Annotated in this window: 14 protein-coding genes and 1 pseudogene; 13 read left to right on the top strand and 2 right to left on the bottom strand. The window is 74.7% G+C overall.

Translation table 11 applies throughout. The features are described 5' to 3' along the window. From ACYVKY_RS20710 to ACYVKY_RS20750, 9 genes are all read left to right on the top strand, one after another. Positions 1–870 (top strand): MmgE/PrpD family protein (locus tag ACYVKY_RS20710; protein ID WP_460436876.1); only part of this gene is annotated, 870 nt, incomplete at its 5' end. Next, on the top strand, positions 867–1,541 hold the full coding sequence (locus ACYVKY_RS20715) for an aspartate/glutamate racemase family protein (protein WP_460436877.1): 675 nt from the start codon (positions 867–869) through the stop codon (positions 1,539–1,541). The genes ACYVKY_RS20710 and ACYVKY_RS20715, both read left to right, overlap by 4 nt. After that, positions 1,538–2,923, top strand: coding sequence for an FAD-dependent oxidoreductase (locus tag ACYVKY_RS20720; protein WP_460436878.1), 1,386 nt, complete (start codon positions 1,538–1,540; stop codon positions 2,921–2,923). Before ACYVKY_RS20715 ends, ACYVKY_RS20720 begins: the two co-directional genes overlap by 4 nt. After that, positions 2,920–4,134 carry a CaiB/BaiF CoA transferase family protein gene (locus tag ACYVKY_RS20725; RefSeq protein ID WP_460436879.1) on the top strand — a complete coding sequence of 405 codons (1,215 nt, stop codon included), beginning with the start codon at positions 2,920–2,922 and terminating at the stop codon, positions 4,132–4,134. The genes ACYVKY_RS20720 and ACYVKY_RS20725 overlap by 4 nt, the downstream gene beginning before the upstream one ends. Beyond that, complete coding sequence (locus ACYVKY_RS20730) at positions 4,131–4,973, top strand: cyclase family protein (protein ID WP_460436880.1); 843 nt, start codon at positions 4,131–4,133, stop codon at positions 4,971–4,973. The genes ACYVKY_RS20725 and ACYVKY_RS20730 overlap by 4 nt, the downstream gene beginning before the upstream one ends. Continuing rightward, a complete protein-coding gene (locus ACYVKY_RS20735; RefSeq protein WP_460436881.1) occupies positions 4,966–6,387 on the top strand; it encodes an MmgE/PrpD family protein in 1,422 nt (473 codons plus the stop codon). Before ACYVKY_RS20730 ends, ACYVKY_RS20735 begins: the two co-directional genes overlap by 8 nt. 42 nt (positions 6,388–6,429) lie before the next feature. Further along, positions 6,430–7,896, top strand: a complete 1,467-nt coding sequence (locus tag ACYVKY_RS20740) for a dihydroorotase (protein WP_460436882.1) — start codon at positions 6,430–6,432, stop codon at positions 7,894–7,896. Between the two features lie 3 nt (positions 7,897–7,899). Beyond that, on the top strand, positions 7,900–8,754 hold the full coding sequence (locus ACYVKY_RS20745) for an HpcH/HpaI aldolase/citrate lyase family protein (protein ID WP_460436883.1): 855 nt from the start codon (positions 7,900–7,902) through the stop codon (positions 8,752–8,754). Then, positions 8,751–9,413, top strand: a complete 663-nt coding sequence (locus tag ACYVKY_RS20750; protein WP_460436884.1) for an SDR family NAD(P)-dependent oxidoreductase — start codon at positions 8,751–8,753, stop codon at positions 9,411–9,413. The genes ACYVKY_RS20745 and ACYVKY_RS20750 overlap by 4 nt, the downstream gene beginning before the upstream one ends. 9 nt (positions 9,414–9,422) lie before the next feature. Here the strand turns inward: ACYVKY_RS20750 and ACYVKY_RS20755 are convergent, their stop codons facing one another. Beyond that, positions 9,423–9,923, bottom strand: a complete 501-nt coding sequence (locus ACYVKY_RS20755; RefSeq protein ID WP_460436885.1) for a methylated-DNA--[protein]-cysteine S-methyltransferase — start codon at positions 9,921–9,923, stop codon at positions 9,423–9,425. 104 nt (positions 9,924–10,027) lie between these two features. Here ACYVKY_RS20755 and ACYVKY_RS20760 point away from each other — a divergent pair, with 104 nt between their 5' ends. From ACYVKY_RS20760 to ACYVKY_RS20775, 4 genes are all read left to right on the top strand, one after another. Then, positions 10,028–10,657, top strand: a complete 630-nt coding sequence (locus tag ACYVKY_RS20760; protein WP_460436886.1) for a TetR/AcrR family transcriptional regulator — start codon at positions 10,028–10,030, stop codon at positions 10,655–10,657. Next, on the top strand, positions 10,657–12,393 hold the full coding sequence (locus tag ACYVKY_RS20765; RefSeq protein WP_460436887.1) for an ABC transporter ATP-binding protein: 1,737 nt from the start codon (positions 10,657–10,659) through the stop codon (positions 12,391–12,393). Before ACYVKY_RS20760 ends, ACYVKY_RS20765 begins: the two co-directional genes overlap by 1 nt. Further along, entirely contained in the window at positions 12,393–14,387 is a 1,995-nt protein-coding gene (locus ACYVKY_RS20770) for an ABC transporter ATP-binding protein (protein WP_460436888.1), read from the top strand. The genes ACYVKY_RS20765 and ACYVKY_RS20770 overlap by 1 nt, the downstream gene beginning before the upstream one ends. Before the next feature lie 148 nt (positions 14,388–14,535). Then, complete coding sequence (locus tag ACYVKY_RS20775) at positions 14,536–15,399, top strand: hypothetical protein (protein WP_460436889.1); 864 nt, start codon at positions 14,536–14,538, stop codon at positions 15,397–15,399. Positions 15,400–15,478: 79 nt separating this feature from the next. Here the strand turns inward: ACYVKY_RS20775 and ACYVKY_RS20780 are convergent. Beyond that, positions 15,479–15,715, bottom strand: a pseudogene (locus tag ACYVKY_RS20780) (DNA-3-methyladenine glycosylase 2 family protein); the annotation flags it as partial.

The raw sequence follows: 15,715 nt of genomic DNA on the forward strand, positions 1-15,715 counted from the left end.
GCCGGCGCGGCGGCCGGGTGCGCCCGGCTGCGCGGGCTGACGCCCGAGCAGGTGGCCGCGGCCGTCGACGCCGGCGCGGGACTGCCCGTGGCCGGCCACTTCTCGTCCGCGCTCGACGGCAACCCGGTGCGCGACGCCTGGATGGGCGCGTCCAACACCTCCGGCCTCGCCGCGGCGCGGATGGCGTCCGCCGGCCAGGCCCGCAGCACCGGAACCGCCGCCGGCTCGCTCGGCGCCCTGCTGGGCGAGCTCGAGCCCGACGCGCTCACCGACGGGCTCGGCGAGCGCTGGGACCTCGGGCTCGGGTACTTCAAGCGGCACGCCTCGTGCTCGTTCACCCACCCCGTCGCCGACGCCGTACTCGACCTGCGCGGCCCCGCCGCCGACGCCGCCGAGGTCGAGCAGCTGGTCGTCGAGACGCACCGGCTCGCCACGGGTCTCGACCGCACCACCTGGGACAGCCGGCTGGGCGCGATGTTCAGCATCCCGTTCGTCGCCGCGGCCGCCTGGGTGCACGGCGAGGTCGGCCCGAGGGTCAGCGGCGACGACCTGCGCGACGACCCGCGGGTCGCCGCCCTCGCCGCCCGGGTCGAGGTGCGGCCCGCGCCGGACCTCGACGCCCGGCTGCCCGCCGAGCGCGCCGCCCGCGTCTTCGTCCGCACCGCGGCCGGGACGCTCGTGCGCGAGGTCCCGAACCCGGTCGGCGACGCCGACCACCACCCGCTCGACGAGGACGACGTGATCGCGCTCCTGCGCGGCTGGCTCGACGACGACGGCCGGGGCGACCAGGTCGTCGACCTGCTGCGCGCCACGGTCGCCGAGCTCCCCGGCAGCGACGACGTCGGCCCGCTCCTGCAGGGGCTGCGATGACCACCACCGACCGCGAGCCCGGAGGCCCCGTGCTGCTGTACGCCGTCACCCCCATCCACGTCGACGGCGCCGAGCTGGCCCGTCGCCAGGCGCGCTACGACGAGCTGTGCCCGCCCGGTCTGCGGGTCGAGCTGCACGACATCGGGCCGGACGCCCCGCGCGCGCTCGACACCGAGCAGCAGGTGCGCGACTCCGAGGGCCTGGTGACCGCCGCGCTCGAGGCCGCCCCCGACCACGCCGACGCGCTGCTGCCCGACTGCGTGCTCGACCCGGGCGTGCCCGACCTGCAGGCGCGGCTCGACCGCCCGGTCTACGGCCTGCTGCGCACGAGCTCGACCTGGAGCGTGCTGTCGGGCAGGCGGTTCGGGGCCGTCACCCGCAACCCGGCGATCGCCGCGGAGCTCGAGCGCCAGGTCGGCGTGTACGGGCTCACCGCGTCGTTCACCGGCGGCGAGGTGCTCGACCTCGACGTCGCCGCGATCCACGAGGGCACGCGCTGGGCCGACGCGCTCGGCGCGGCGGTCGGGCGGATGTCGACCGCCGGTGCGGGCGACCTGGTGAACGGCTGCAGCGCCGTCGACCTGCCCGCCGAGGCCGCGACGTGGCCCGTCCGCGTGGTCGACCCGACCGCCCTGACGCTCGCGCTCGTCGCCGCCGGGGAGGCGCGGTGAGCGCGGACGGCCCCGACCTCGTGGTCGCCGGCGCCGGTGGCGGTCTCGTCGCCGCGCTGCGCGCCGCCCGGCTCGGGCTGGACGTCCTCGTCGTCGAGGCCAGCGAGCAGTTCCGGCGCGGCAACAACACCTCGATGTCGACCGCGATGGTGCCCGGCGCCGGCACCCGCTTCCAGCGCGAGGCGGGCATCGACGACTCCCCCGAGCTGTTCGCCGCCGACGTGGCCCGCAAGACCCACGGCGAGGCGGACGAGCGGCTCACGGCCACCCTCACCGGCGTGAGCGCGCGGCTCGTCGAGTGGCTCGCCGACGACCTCGGCCTGCCCCTCGGCGTGGTCACCGACTTCCACTACCCCGGCCACTCCCGCGACCGGTGCCACACCATCGAGGGACGGCACGGCACCCAGCTGCTCGACCACCTGCTGCGCGAGGTGCAGCGCGAGGAGCGCATCGACCTGCTCGTCCCCGCCCGGCTGGTCGACGTGCTGCTCGACGACGACGGCGCCGTGCGGGCCGCGGTGCTCGAGACGCCGGACGGCGACCGCGAGGAGGTGCCCACCCGCGCGGTGCTGCTGGCCACGAACGGGTACGGCGCCGACCGCGGGCTCGTCGAGCAGCACCTGCCCGAGATCGCCTCCGCCGCCTACCACGGGAGCGAGACCAGCCGAGGCGACGCGCTGCGCATCGGCGAGCGGCTCGGCGCCGCCACGGCGTACCTCGACGCCTACCAGGGGCACGGCGCGCTGGCCGCGCGCGGCGCCACCCTCGTCGGCTGGGCCACCGTCATGCACGGGGCCGTGCTGGTCAGCACCGCCGGCGAGCGGTTCGGCGACGAGACCAGCGGGTACAGCGAGTACGCGGCCGTCGTCGCGCAGCAGCCGGACGCCACCGCGTGGATCGTCCTCGACCGGCGCATCCACGACGCCTGCCAGGTGTTCACCGACTTCCGGCAGACGGTCGAGTCGGGGGCCCTGGTCTGGGCCGACGACGTCGCCGCCCTCGCCGACGCCACCGGCGTCCCCGCGGACGCGCTCGCGCGCACGCTCGACCAGGTCGCCGCGGCGGCGCGTGGTGAGGACCCGGACCCGTTCGGGCGCACCGAGTTCGAGGCCGTGCTCGAGCCGCCGTACGCCGCCGTCCGCGTCGTGCCCGCGCTCTTCCACACCCAGGGCGGTCTGGTCGTCGACGAGCACGCCCGCGTCGAGCGTGCCGACGGCTCGGTCGTCACCGGGCTGTACGCGTCCGGCGGTGCGGCGCACGGCATCTCGGGCCACGGCGCCGCCGGGTACCTGGCCGGCAACGGACTGCTGCCTGCGCTCGGGCTGGCGTTCCTCGCCGCCGAGCACCTGGCCGCCGAGCTCGGTGCGGAGGTCCCGGCGTGAGCGGACCCCTGGAGGGCTTCCGGGTCCTCGACGTCTCGACGATCCTGGCCGGACCGCTGTGCGCCCGCATCCTCGGCGACCACGGCGCCGAGGTGATCAAGATCGAGCACCCCACCAAGGGCGACGGCATGCGCGGCCACGGCCCGTCCAAGGACGGGATCCCGCTGTGGTGGAAGGAGATCTCGCGCAACAAGCTGTCGGTGGCGCTGAACCTGTCCGACCCCGACGGCGCCGAGCTGTTCCTGCGCCTGGTCGAGACCGCCGACGTCGTCGTCGAGAACTTCCGTCCGGGCACGCTGGAGCGCTGGGGGCTCGGTCCCGACCGGCTGCACGAGGTGAACCCGGGGCTGGTGCTCACGCGGGTCACCGGGTTCGGCCAGACCGGCCCGTACGCGGGTCGCGCCGGCTTCGGCACGCTCGCCGAGGCGATGAGCGGCTTCGCCCACCTGACGGGTGAGGCGGACGGCCCGCCCACGCTGCCCGCCTTCGGCCTGGCAGACAGCCTGTGCGGCATCGCCGCGTCGAGCGCGACGACGATGGCGCTGCTCGCGCGCGAGCGCAACGGCGGCCGCGGCGAGGTGATCGACCTGAGCCTGCTCGAGCCGATCCTCGACGCCGTCGGCCCCGGCCCGACCGTGTACCAGCAGACCGGCGTGGTCGGGACGCGGCAGGGCAACCGCTCGAGCAACAACGCGCCCCGCAACACCTACCGCACCGCCGACGGCAGCTGGGTCGCCGTCTCCACCAGCGCCCAGGCGATCGCCGAGCGGGTGATGCACCTGGTCGGTCACCCCGAGGTCGTCGACGAGCCGTGGTTCGCCACCGGCGCGCAGCGGGCCCAGCACGCCGACCTGCTCGACGAGTACGTCGGCGGCTGGATCGCGCAGCGCTCGCGCGCCGAGGTGACGGCCGAGTTCGAGCGCGCCGGAGCGGCGCTCGCGCCGATCTACACGTCCGAGGACCTCGTGCACGACCCGCACGTGCGCGAGACCGGCATGCTCGTCGAGGTCGAGGACGACGACCTCGGGCCGGTGCTCATGCACAGCGTCATGTGGCGCGCCCGCGAGGCGCCCGGCTCCATCCGCTTCACCGGTCGGCCACTCGGAGCCGACACCGACGCCGTGCTCGGGGCGCTCGGGTGCGACGAGGACCGCCTCGCCGACCTCGAGGCGCGCCGGGTCGTGGCACGACCCCAGGGGGACCCCCGATGACGACCACCACCACGGGCACCGCGGCCCTGCTCGCCGCCGTGCAGGCGGGCACCCGCGTCTACGGACTGGGTCGCGAGCTGCGGCAGGGCATGCCGCAGTCGCCCAACCACCCCGCGTTCTGGCACGCGCTCCCCCGTCGTCACGGCGACGTCGTGCGCAGCGACGGCGGCTCGGCGGCCAACGACATGATCTCGATGGGTACCCACGTCGGCACCCACGTCGACGCCTTCGCCCACGTCTCGCAGGACGGCCGGCTGCTCGACGGGTCGGACGCCGAGGAGGCCGGCCGCGGAGGCCGCTTCGAGCGGCTGGGCGCCCACACGATCGAGCCGATGGTGTGCCGCGGCGTGCTGCTCGACGTGGCCACCGCGCTCGGCTCGCCCGTCGGGCTCGAGGCCGGCTACGAGATCACGCCCGCCGACCTCGACCGGACGGTCGAGGCGCAGGGCACCGAGCCCGGCACCGGCGACGTCGTGCTGCTGCGCAGCGGGTGGGGGCGCCACTTCGACGGCCCGCAGCCGTCCGACTACGTGGGCGGCGCGTCCGGCGTCCCGGGCGTCGGCGAGGCCGGCGCGCGCTGGCTCGCCGACCGCGGGGTGCGGGCCGCCGGGGCCGACACGATCGCGTTCGAGCGGCTCGCGCCCGGCGCCGGCCACGCCGTGCTGCCCGCGCACCGGGTGCTGCTGGTCGAGGCCGGCGTCTACATCGTCGAGGCGATGGCGCTCGAGGAGCTCGCCGCCGACGGTGTGCACGAGTTCGTGTTCGTGATGGCGCCGCTGCCGATCTTCGGCGCCACCGGGTCGCCGGTGCGCCCGCTGGCGGTGGTCGCCGGTGGCTGAGCCGACCCTGGCGCAGCAGCTGGCCGCGTTCGCCGACGACGCGCGGCACGGCGTGCCGGACGAGGTCGCCGCGAGCGTCCGGCAGCGCGTGCTCGACGTGCTCGGCCTGTGCGTCGCGGCGACGCCGCTGCCGACCAGCGCCACCGTCGCGGGGCTGGTCGAGCACCAGGGCGGACGGCCGGAGTCGACCGCGGTCGGGCTGGCCGAGCGGGTGCCGGCGTCGCAGGCCGCGTTCCTGAACGGGGTGCTCGCCCACTCGCTCGACTTCGACGACACCCACCTGCCGTCGGTGCTGCACCCGAGCTCGGCGGTGGTGCCGGCGGCGCTCGCGGCGGCGCAGGCGGGCGGGGCCTCGGGCGCCGAGGTGGTCGCCGCGGTCGCCGTCGGGCTCGAGGTCGCCGTCCGGCTCGGGATGGCCGGGTACGACCGCGAGCTCGGCAACTCGGTGTACTTCGAGCACGGCCAGCACGCCACCTCGATCTGCGGCGCCATGGGAGCGGCCGTCGCCGCGGGTCTGGTGCTCGGGCTCGGGCGCGACCGCCTGGTCGACGTGCTCGGCGTCACCGGCTCGATGGCGTCCGGGATCATCGAGGCGAACCGCACCGGCGGCACGGTCAAGCGCGTGCACAACGGCTGGGCGGCGCGGTCCGGCGTGACCGCCGCCGAGCTCGTGCAGCGCGGGCTCACCGGCCCGCCGTCCGTGCTCGAGGGCCGGTTCGGCTTCTTCGAGGCGTTCCTGCACGGCAGCGAGGTCGACCTGGACGCCGTGACAGCCGATCTCGGCACCGACTGGTCGGTGCCGGGCATCTTCTTCAAGCCGTATCCCGCCAACCACTTCACCCACGGCGTCGTCGACGCCGGGCTCGCCCTGCGCGCGCAGGGCCTGCGTCCCGACGACGTCGAGCGGGTCGAGGTGCGCGTCCCGTCCGCGGTGATCCGCACGATCGGCGAGCCGATCGAGGTCAAGCGGGCGCCGCAGACCGGGTACCAGGCGCAGTTCAGCGGGCCGTACGCGTTCGCGGCCGGCCTGTGCTCGTCCGGCGCCGGCCTCGGCGTCGGCCTGGCCGACTACTCCGACGAGCTCGCCGCCGACCCGGTGCGCCGCGCGCTGATGGCGGTCACCGACGTCGTGCCGGACGAGCGGTGCGACGCGATCTTCCCGAACCAGTTCCCCGCCGTGGTCGTCGTCACGACCACCGACGGCCGCACCCTCACCGAGGAGGTGCTCGCCAACCGCGGCGGACCCGGCAACCCGCTGTCCGACGACGAGCTCGCGACGAAGTTCGCGGTGAACGTCGCCGGCCTGCTGCCCGACGACGTGGCCGCAGCCGTCTCGGACGCCGCCCTGCGCCTCGGCGACCTCCCCGGCGTCGACCCCCTGCTCGACCCCCTGCGCGACCTCGTCCGTCCCTGACCGACCGCTCCCGACCCACCCGCGACACCCCTGGAGGCCCCCATGGCCCGGTACGACCTGCTCCTCACCGACGTGCGCGTGGTCAGCCACGACTCCGCCGAGACGCCGACGGCCGACATCGCCGTCACCGACGGCCGGATCGTCGAGGTCGCACCGGGACTCGACCGCTCCGAGGCGACCACCGTGGTCGACGGCCGCGGGCGGCTCGCCTTCCCCGGCGCGGTCGACGCCCACCAGCACTGGGGCATCTACAACCCGCTGCGGGTCGACACCGGCACCGAGAGCCGCGCCTGCGCGCAGGGCGGCGTCACCAGCGCGATCACCTACATGCGCACCGGCCAGTACTACCTGAACAAGGGCGGCCCGTACGCCGAGTTCTTCCCCGAGGTGCTGGCCGAGTCCGAGGGCGAGGCCTTCGTCGACTACGCCTTCCACCTGGCGCCGATGAGCAAGCAGCACATCGACGAGATCCCCTCGCTGGTGGCCGACCACGGCGTCACGTCGTTCAAGATCTTCATGTTCTACGGCGGCCACGGCCTGCACGGCCGGTCCGCCGACCAGAGCTCGTTCCTGATGATCCCCGAGGACGAGCGCTACGACATGGCGCACTTCGAGTTCGTCATGCGCGGTGTGCAGCGGGCGCGCGAGCAGCACCCCGAGCTGGCGGACGAGATCTCGCTGTCGCTGCACTGCGAGACGGCCGAGATCATGACCGCCTACACGAAGCTGGTCGAGGAGGCCGGTGAGCTGTCCGGCCTCGAGGCCTACAGCGCGTCCCGCCCGCAGCACTCCGAGGGCCTGGCCGTGAGCATCGCCTCGTACCTCGCGCACGAGACCGGGCTGCCGACGATCAACCTGCTGCACCTGTCGTCGGCCAAGGCGATGGACGCGGCGATCCGGATGAAGACCGCGTTCCCGCACATCGACTTCCGTCGCGAGGTCACCATCGGTCACCTGCTCGCCACCTTCCACACCGCGTCGGGCATCGGCGGCAAGGTCAACCCGCCGCTGCGCGGCGAGGACGACGTCGAGGCGCTGTGGGAGCACGTGCTCGCCGGCGAGGTCGACTGGGTGGTCAGCGACCACGCCTGCTGCCGCGACGAGCAGAAGTTCGGCGACCCGCGTGACGACGTCTTCCTCGCCAAGAGCGGCTTCGGCGGCGCGGAGTACCTGCTGCCCGGGCTGGTGGGCGAGGGGGCGCGGCGCGGGCTGTCGATGGGCGACGTGGCGCGGCTGCTGTCGTGGAACCCGGCGCAGCGCTACGGCCTGCGCACCAAGGGCGCGATCGCGGAGGGCTACGACGCCGACATCGCGCTGGTCGACGACACCGTCACCTGGACGGTGCGCGCCGAGGACTCCGAGTCGACCCAGGAGTACACGCCGTTCGAGGGCTTCGAGCTGCACGCCGCCGTGACCGACACCTTCCTGCGCGGCCACCGGGTGCTCGAGGACGGCAAGGTGGTCGGGGAGCCCACCGGGCGGTACCTCTCGCGGCCCACCGGGCGCTGACGCGTGGCGGCCCGCAGCTACCTCTACGTCCCGGGTGATCAGGCCGAGCGCCTGGCCGGGGCGGCCCGGCGCGGCGCCGACGCGCTCGTCCTCGACCTCGAGGACGCCGTGCCGGCCACCCGCAAGGACGAGGCGCGCGGCCTGGTCGGCGACTACGTGGCCGAGGACGCCGACCGGCCGCCGCTGTGGGTCCGGGTCACCGTCGACGGGCTCGAGGACGACGCGGCCGCCGTCGTCGGCCCCGGCCTGACCGGGCTGTTCCTGCCGAAGGCCGATGCGGCGCAGGCGGACCGGGCCGACGGGGTGCTGCGTCGGCTCGAGCGCGAGCGCGGCCTGGACGAGGGGTCGGTGCGGCTGCTGCCACTGGTCGAGTCGGCGCAGGGGCTGCACGACGCGGCCGAGGTCGCCGCCCACCCGCGGGTCGACCGGCTCGGGATCGGCGAGGCCGACCTGGCGGCCGACCTCGGCGTGCTCCCCGGCCCGGAGCGCGAGGAGCTGTGGGTCTTCCGCGCGCAGGTGGTCGCGGCGTCCGCGCGCGTCGGCGCGGGACGCCCGGTCGGGCCGGTCGAGACCGCCCTGCGCGACGAGGAGCTGCTCGAGCGCTCGACGGCCCGGCTGCTGCGACAGGGCTTCCGGGCCCGCACCTGCCTGACCCCGCGGCAGGTCGAGGTGGTCAACCGGGTGCTGACGCCGTCCGCCGAGGAGGTCGCGCGAGCCCGCGCGCTCGTTGACGCGCTCGACACCGCGACCGCCTCCGGGACGGGCGTGGCCGTCGACGCCGACGGGCGGATCGTCGACGAGGCGGTCGTGCGCTCGGCCCGCGAGGTGCTCGAGCGCGCGGGTGCGCAGGGGTCGTGAGCGGCACCGTCCTGGTGACCGGGGGCGACGGCGGCATCGGTCGCGCGTGCGTCGCGCTGTTCGAGGAGCGCGGCGACCGGGTGCTGGTGCTCGACCGCGCCCGCGGCCACGACGCCTGCGACCCCGCGTCCGTGGCCTCCGTGCTCGAGGGCGTCGACCGGCTCGACGCCGTCGTGCACGCCGCCGGCTCGGTCGGCGAGGGCGGCATCGAGGACACCTCGCTGGAGCAGTGGCGCTCGGTCCTCGACGACAACCTCACCTCGGCGTTCGTCGTCTGCAGGGCGGCGCTGCCGCTGCTCGGCGACGGCGGGTCGGTGGTGCTGCTGTCGTCGGTGAACGGCCGGCACGGCGGCACCCTGCTGTCCGGACCCGCCTACGCGGCGGCCAAGGCCGGGGTGATCGGCCTGGCGCGCCACCTGGCGAAGTTCCACGGCGCCCGCGGCGTGCGCGTGAACGCGATCGCCGCCGGGCCGGTGGCCACGGCGATGGTCGACCGGCTCGACGACGACGCGCTCGCCGCGCTGGTCGCGACGATGGCGCTGCCGAAGGTCGCCTCGACCGCGGAGGTCGCCGGCACCGTCGGCTGGCTGTGCTCGCCGGCGGCGGCCTCGGTGACCGGCACCGTGGTCGACCTCAACGGCGGGATGTGGATGGGCTGAGCCGGCCGCTCAGAACAGCAGGTCGGCCTCGAGGTCGAGCAGGAACCGCTTGCGCGGCAGGCCACCGCCGAACCCGGTGAGCGAGCCGTCGGCCCCCACCACCCGGTGGCACGGCACCACGATCGACAGCGGGTTCGCCCCGTTGGCCAGGCCGACCGCCCGCGAGGCGCCGGGTTCGAGCCCCAGCTCGGCGGCGATGGCGCCGTAGGAGCGGGTCGTGCCGTAGGGGATCGCGCGCAGCCGCTCCCACACCCGGAGCTGGAAGCCGGTGCCGCGCGGCGCGAGCGGCAGGTCGAACCCGCGCCGCTCGCCGGCGAAGTACGCCGCGAGCTGGTCGCGCGCGGCGGCGAGCACGGGGTGGTCGTCGTCGCGCACCCAGTCGTCCCCGGACGTGCGCTCGGCCTGCTCGATCCCCTTGTGCGGGCTGAACCACACCGCGGCGAGCCCGTCGTCGCCGGCGGCGAGCAGCAGCGGGTCGACCGGGGAGTCGACGAGGGTCCACGACGTCACCGCACCAGTGTCGCCCCCACCTGCGACGGTCCCCGCCGCCGCTCCGTCCGCCCTGAGCGGAACGCACTTGTGAGTGAGTGCTCACTCATCTAGTCTCTCCCGTCGTGACCCCCCGCGCCCCCGCCCTGTCGCGCGACGAGCGCCGGGCCGCCCTGGTGGCGGCGACGGTGCCGCTCGTGCGCGAGCACGGCGTCGGCGTCACCACCGCCCAGATCGCCCGCGCCGCAGGCGTGGCCGAGGGCACGATCTTCCGGGCCTTCGACTCCAAGGACGAGCTGCTGCACGCCGCCGTGGCCAGCGCGTTCGACCTCACCCACCTCGTCGACGCGATCCGCGGCGTCGACGCCGGGCTGCCGCTCGAGCAGCGGCTCGTCGAGGCCGTCGGCATGGTGCAGCGGCACCTGTCGGCCTTCGTCGAGGTGATGGGCCGGCTCGCCGCGTCCGGTGGGATGCGGCCGCACGACTCGGCGCACGCCGCTGCCGCGCACGACCAGCGCCGGCAGGCGTCGCAGCGCGTGCACGACGCGCTGCTCGCGGTCGTCGGCCCGGACGCCGACCGGTTCGCCGTCGGTGTCGACCGTGCCGTCGACCTGCTCGGCGGCGTGGTGCTGGCGAGCATCCACCCGCTGTCGTCCGACCGGGGCCCGTTCCCGGCGGAGCACGTCGTCCACCTCGTCCTGCACGGCGCGCTCGCGCCGCTGCCGTCACCCGTCCCCAGCAGGAAGGCCGGCTGATGCTCGTCCGCCTCGCCGCCAGGTACCTGGCGCCCTACTCGGCCTCGCTGGCCGTGCTGGTCGTGCTGCAGCTCGCCGGCACGATCGCCTCGCTCTACCTGCCCAGCCTGAACGCCCGCATCATCGACGAGGGCGTGGCGCAGGGCGACACGCAGTACATCGTGCGCACCGGCGGGTGGATGCTCGCCGTCTCGCTCGTGCAGATCGTCGCCACCGTCGCCGCCACCTGGATCGGCGCCCGCGCCTCGGCCTCGATGGCGCGCGACGTACGAGCCGGGCTGTTCGACCGGGTCGCGTCGTTCTCGGCCCGCGAGGTCGCGAGGTTCGGTGCGCCGACGCTGATCTCGCGCAGCACCAACGACGTCACCCAGGTGCAGATGGTCGTCAACATGTTCCTGACGATGGTCGTCTCCGCGCCGATCATGATGGTCGGCGGCGTCGTGATGGCCGTCCGCGAGGACCTCGGGCTCTCGTGGCTGGTCGCGGTGGCCGTGCCCGTGCTGGCGCTCAGCGTCGCCCTCGTGATCGTGCGGATGATCCCGCAGTTCAAGGTCATGCAGGAGTGCGTCGACTGGGTGAACCGCATCCTGCGCGAGCAGATCACCGGCGTGCGGGTCGTGCGGGCGTTCGTCCGCGAGGACCTCGAGCAGGAGCGGTTCGCCGAGGCGAACGCCCGGTACACCGGCAGCGCCCTGGCCGTCGGCCGCCTGATGGCCCTGGCCTTCCCGATCGTCATGCTGGTGTTCAACGGGTCCACCGTCGCCGTGCTGTGGTTCGGCGCGTCGCGCGTCGGCTCCGGCGAGATGCAGGTCGGCGCGCTCACCGCGTTCATGAGCTACCTGATGCAGATCCTGATGTCGGTGATGATGGCGACCTTCATGTCGATGATGATCCCGCGGGCGGCCGTCTCGTCCGGGCGAATCGGCGAGGTGCTCGCCACCGAGACCTCCGTCGCCGCACCGGCCGCGCCGCGGGCGCTCCCCGAGGGCCCGGTCGAGGTCGAGCTGCGCGACGTCGGGTTCGGCTACCCCGGCGCGGAGTCCGCTGTGCTGGACGGCGTCTCGTTCACCGCCCGTCCCGGCACGACCACCGCGGTCATCGGCTCGACGGGCGCCGGCAAGACCACGCTGGTCTCGCTCGTGCCCCGGCTGCACGACGTCACCTCGGGCGCGGTGCTCGTCGGCGGCGTCGACGTGCGCGAGGCCGACCCGGACGCCCTGTGGGCGCGGATGGGCACGGTGCCGCAGAAGCCGTACCTGTTCAGCGGCACGGTGGCGAGCAACCTGCGGTACGGCCGCACCGACGCCACCGACGACGAGCTCTGGGAGGCGCTGCGCATCGCGCAGGCCGAGGACTTCGTCCGCGCGATGCCGCTCGGGCTCGAGGCCCCGATCGCGCAGGGCGGCACGAACGTGTCGGGCGGGCAGCGCCAGCGGCTCGCGATCGCCCGCGCGGTCGTCCGTCGTCCCTCCGTCTACGTCTTCGACGACTCGTTCTCGGCGCTCGACCTGCGCACCGACGCGCGGCTGCGCGCCGCGCTCGCGCCGGTCACCCGCGACGCCACCGTGATCGTGGTGGCGCAACGGGTGTCGACGATCGTCGACGCCGACCAGATCGTCGTGCTCGAGGACGGGCGCGTGGTGGGCACCGGGTGTCACGCCGAGCTGCTCGAGAGCTGCCCCACCTACGTCGAGATCGTCGAGTCCCAGCGCAGCGCCGAGGAGGTGGGGGTCTGATGGCCGAGGGTGTGAGGTCCGAGGAGGAGAAGGCCGCGGAGCAGCGGCGTGGCCCGAACGTGCGCGGCCCGGGCGGTCACGTGCCGATCGGGGCCCCGACGCAGAAGTCGCAGGACTTCGGCCGCTCGGCGCGCCGGCTGCTCGGGTTGATGGCGCCCCAGCGCGTGCAGGTGCTGTCGGTGGTGGCGCTCGCCGTGGTGTCGGTGGTGCTGACCGCGATCGGCCCGAAGATCCTCGGCCGCGCGACCGACCTGATCTTCGCGGGGTTCATCGGGTCGCAGCTGCCCGCCGGCGTCACCCGGCAGCAGGCGGCCGACGGGCTGCGCTCGTCCGGTCAGGAGCGGTTCGCCGACATGGTCGGCGCGATGCCCGACCTGGTGCCCGGCCAGGGCATCGACATGACCGCCGTCGGGCGGGTGCTGCTCGTCGCGCTGGCCGTGTACGTCGTGGCGTCGGTGCTGAGCTGGTGGCAGGGGTGGCTGCTCGCCGGCGCGGTGCAGACCGTCGTGGCGCGGCTGCGCGCCGACGTCGAGGCCAAGCTGCACCGGTTGCCGCTGCCGTACTTCGACAACCAGCCGCGCGGCGAGCTGCTGAGCCGCGTCACCAACGACATCGACAACGTCGCGCAGTCGCTGCAGCAGACGCTGTCGCAGCTGCTCACCTCGCTGCTCACCGTCGTGGCCATGGTCGCGATGATGGTGTGGATCTCGCCGCTGCTCGCGCTCATCGCGCTGGTGACGATCCCCATCAGCGTCGTGGTGACCGGTCTGATCGCCAAGCGCTCGCAGGTGAAGTTCGTGCAGCAGTGGAGGTCCACGGGCGAGCTGAACGGCATCATCGAGGAGTCGTTCACCGGGCACTCGCTGGTCAAGGTGTTCGGCCAGCAGGAGACCTCGCGGACGTCGTTCGCGGACAAGAACTCCGAGCTGTACGAGGCCGGCTTCGGAGCCCAGTTCATCAGCGGCATCATCATGCCCGCGATGATGTTCATCGGGAACCTCAACTACGTCGCCATCGCCGTCGTGGGCGGGCTGCGGGTCGCCAACGGGACGATGTCGCTCGGCGACGTGCAGGCCTTCATCCAGTACTCGCGCCAGTTCACCCAGCCGCTGACGCAGGTCGCCTCGATGGCGAACCTCATGCAGTCGGGCGTGGCGTCGGCCGAGCGGGTGTTCGAGGTGCTCGACGCCGACGAGCAGGTCGCCGAGCGCTCGACGGGCACGGTCGCCGAGGACGCCCGCGGCCGGATCGCGTTCGAGGACGTCTCGTTCCGCTACGACCCCGAGCGGCCGCTGATCGAGCACCTCGACCTGGTCGTCGAGCCGGGCCAGACGGTCGCGATCGTCGGCCCCACCGGCGCCGGCAAGACCACGCTGGTCAACCTCGTGATGCGCTTCTACGAGCTCACCGGCGGACGCATCACCCTCGACGGCGTCGACGTCACCGACCTGACCCGGCACGACCTGCGGGCGCGGACGGGCATGGTGCTGCAGGACACCTGGCTGTTCAAGGGCACCATCCGCGACAACATCGCCTACGGCCGCCCCGGCGCCACCGAGGCCGAGGTGCTCGCCGCGGCCGAGGCCACCTACGTCGACCGGTTCGTGCACTCGCTGCCCGACGGCTACGACACGGTGATCGACGACGAGGGCAGCAACGTCAGCGCCGGCGAGAAGCAGCTGCTCACCATCGCCCGGGCCTTCCTCGCCGACCCCGACCTGCTGATCCTCGACGAGGCGACGTCGTCGGTCGACACCCGCACCGAGCGCCTGGTGCAGCAGGCGATGTCGGCGCTGCGGTCCGACCGCACCTCGTTCGTCATCGCGCACCGGCTGTCGACCATCCGCGACGCCGACCTGATCCTGGTGATGGAGGACGGCGCCATCGTCGAGCAGGGCTCGCACGCCGAGCTGCTCGAGCGCGACGGCGCGTACGCCCGCCTCTACCGGGCGCAGTTCAGCGGCGCCCTGGTCGACGACGAGGTGACGGCCTAGGGCGCTCCCGCTCGGTGGGCACACCGAGGGGAGAACGCCGCCGAGCCTGCTCGGTCCCGTCGTCCACAGCCCCCGACTCCCCCGCCTGTGTCCACAGGTGGACCGACGGGGCGGTCGGGTGGCGGGGGCGGCGCCCGACAGTGGGCCGGTGGACACCGCACCGGCGCTGCGTGCCGCCGCCGAGCGGCAGGGTCTGGCGACCTGGGCCGAGCTCCGACGGGCTGCCTCGCGGCGGACCATCCAGGCCGCCGTCGCCCGCGGTGAGCTCGTCCGGGTCGCCCGGGGCAGGTACTCCCTCGACCGCTCACCACCCCCGCTGCGGTCGGCGCTGCGGCTGGGCGGCGCCGTGTCGCACCTGTCGGCCGCGCAGCTCTGGATGCTGCCGACGCTCCACCCGCCGGAGGTCGTCGACGTCACCGTGCCGGCCGGGTCGAACGCACGGGCCGTCCGCGGCGAGCGCCTGCACTGGACCGACCTCGACGACGACGAGACGCGCGGCCGGGTCACGAGCCCGCTGCGGACGGTGCTCGACTGCGCGCGCACGCTGCCGTTCGCGGACGCGCTGGCCGTGGCGGACGGAGCCGTGCGGCTGGGTCGCGTCGACAGCCAGACGCTGGCCGCAGCGGCGCACCGGTGCACGGGCAAGGGCAACCGTCAGGCCCGCCGCGTCGCCTGCCACGTCGACGGTCGTGCGGCCAACCCGTTCGAGTCCGCGCTGCGTGCCGTCGTGATCGACCTCGGCCTCACCGGCTTCGCGCCGCAGTGCCGGGTGCGCCTGCCCCGGCTGCGCGGCTACGTCGACGTCGGCGACCCGCGGAGGCGGATCGCGCTGGAGGCCGACAGCTTCGAGTTCCACGGCTCGCGCTCGGCGTTCCGCAAGGACTGCCGCCGCTACGACGAGCTGACGGTCAACGGGTGGCTCGTGCTCCGGTTCGCCTGGGAGGACGTGATGTTCGACCGCGAGTGGGTGAGCGAGATGGTCGCCGGCACCGTCGCGCTCCGGGACGGCTGAGCACAGCGGGGGGAGCTCGCGCGCGATCCGCCGTGCAGACGACCGAGGAACCCCCGAACTCCCCCGCGCGTGCACACGGTCAGCCCGGGGCGAGGTAGGCCGCCCACAGGTGGAGCATCGCGGTGGTGCGGTGCGGCGCCCAGGCGGCACCCAGCGCCGCGGCGCGGCGGGTGTCGACCGGCCCGCCGGTGAGGCGCTCGAGCTGGCGGCGCACGGCCAGGTCGGAGGCCAGCAGCACGTCGGGGTCGCGGCCGGCCCGCACCCGCAGGTAGTCGACCGTCCAGGGGCCGACGCCGGGCAGCGCGAGCAGCGCGGC

The organism is Angustibacter speluncae (genome assembly GCF_054777815.1).

Bases quoted from the DNA above. Each gene is read 5' to 3' on its own strand.
- ACYVKY_RS20715 (WP_460436877.1), top strand. From the start codon at position 867: ATGACCACCACCGACCGCGAGCCCGGAGGCCCCGTGCTGCTGTACGCC.
- ACYVKY_RS20730 (WP_460436880.1), top strand. From the start codon at position 4,131: ATGACGACCACCACCACGGGCACCGCGGCCCTGCTCGCCGCCGTGCAG.
- ACYVKY_RS20740 (WP_460436882.1), top strand. From the start codon at position 6,430: ATGGCCCGGTACGACCTGCTCCTCACCGACGTGCGCGTGGTCAGCCAC.
- ACYVKY_RS20765 (WP_460436887.1), top strand. From the start codon at position 10,657: ATGCTCGTCCGCCTCGCCGCCAGGTACCTGGCGCCCTACTCGGCCTCG.
- ACYVKY_RS20770 (WP_460436888.1), top strand. From the start codon at position 12,393: ATGGCCGAGGGTGTGAGGTCCGAGGAGGAGAAGGCCGCGGAGCAGCGG.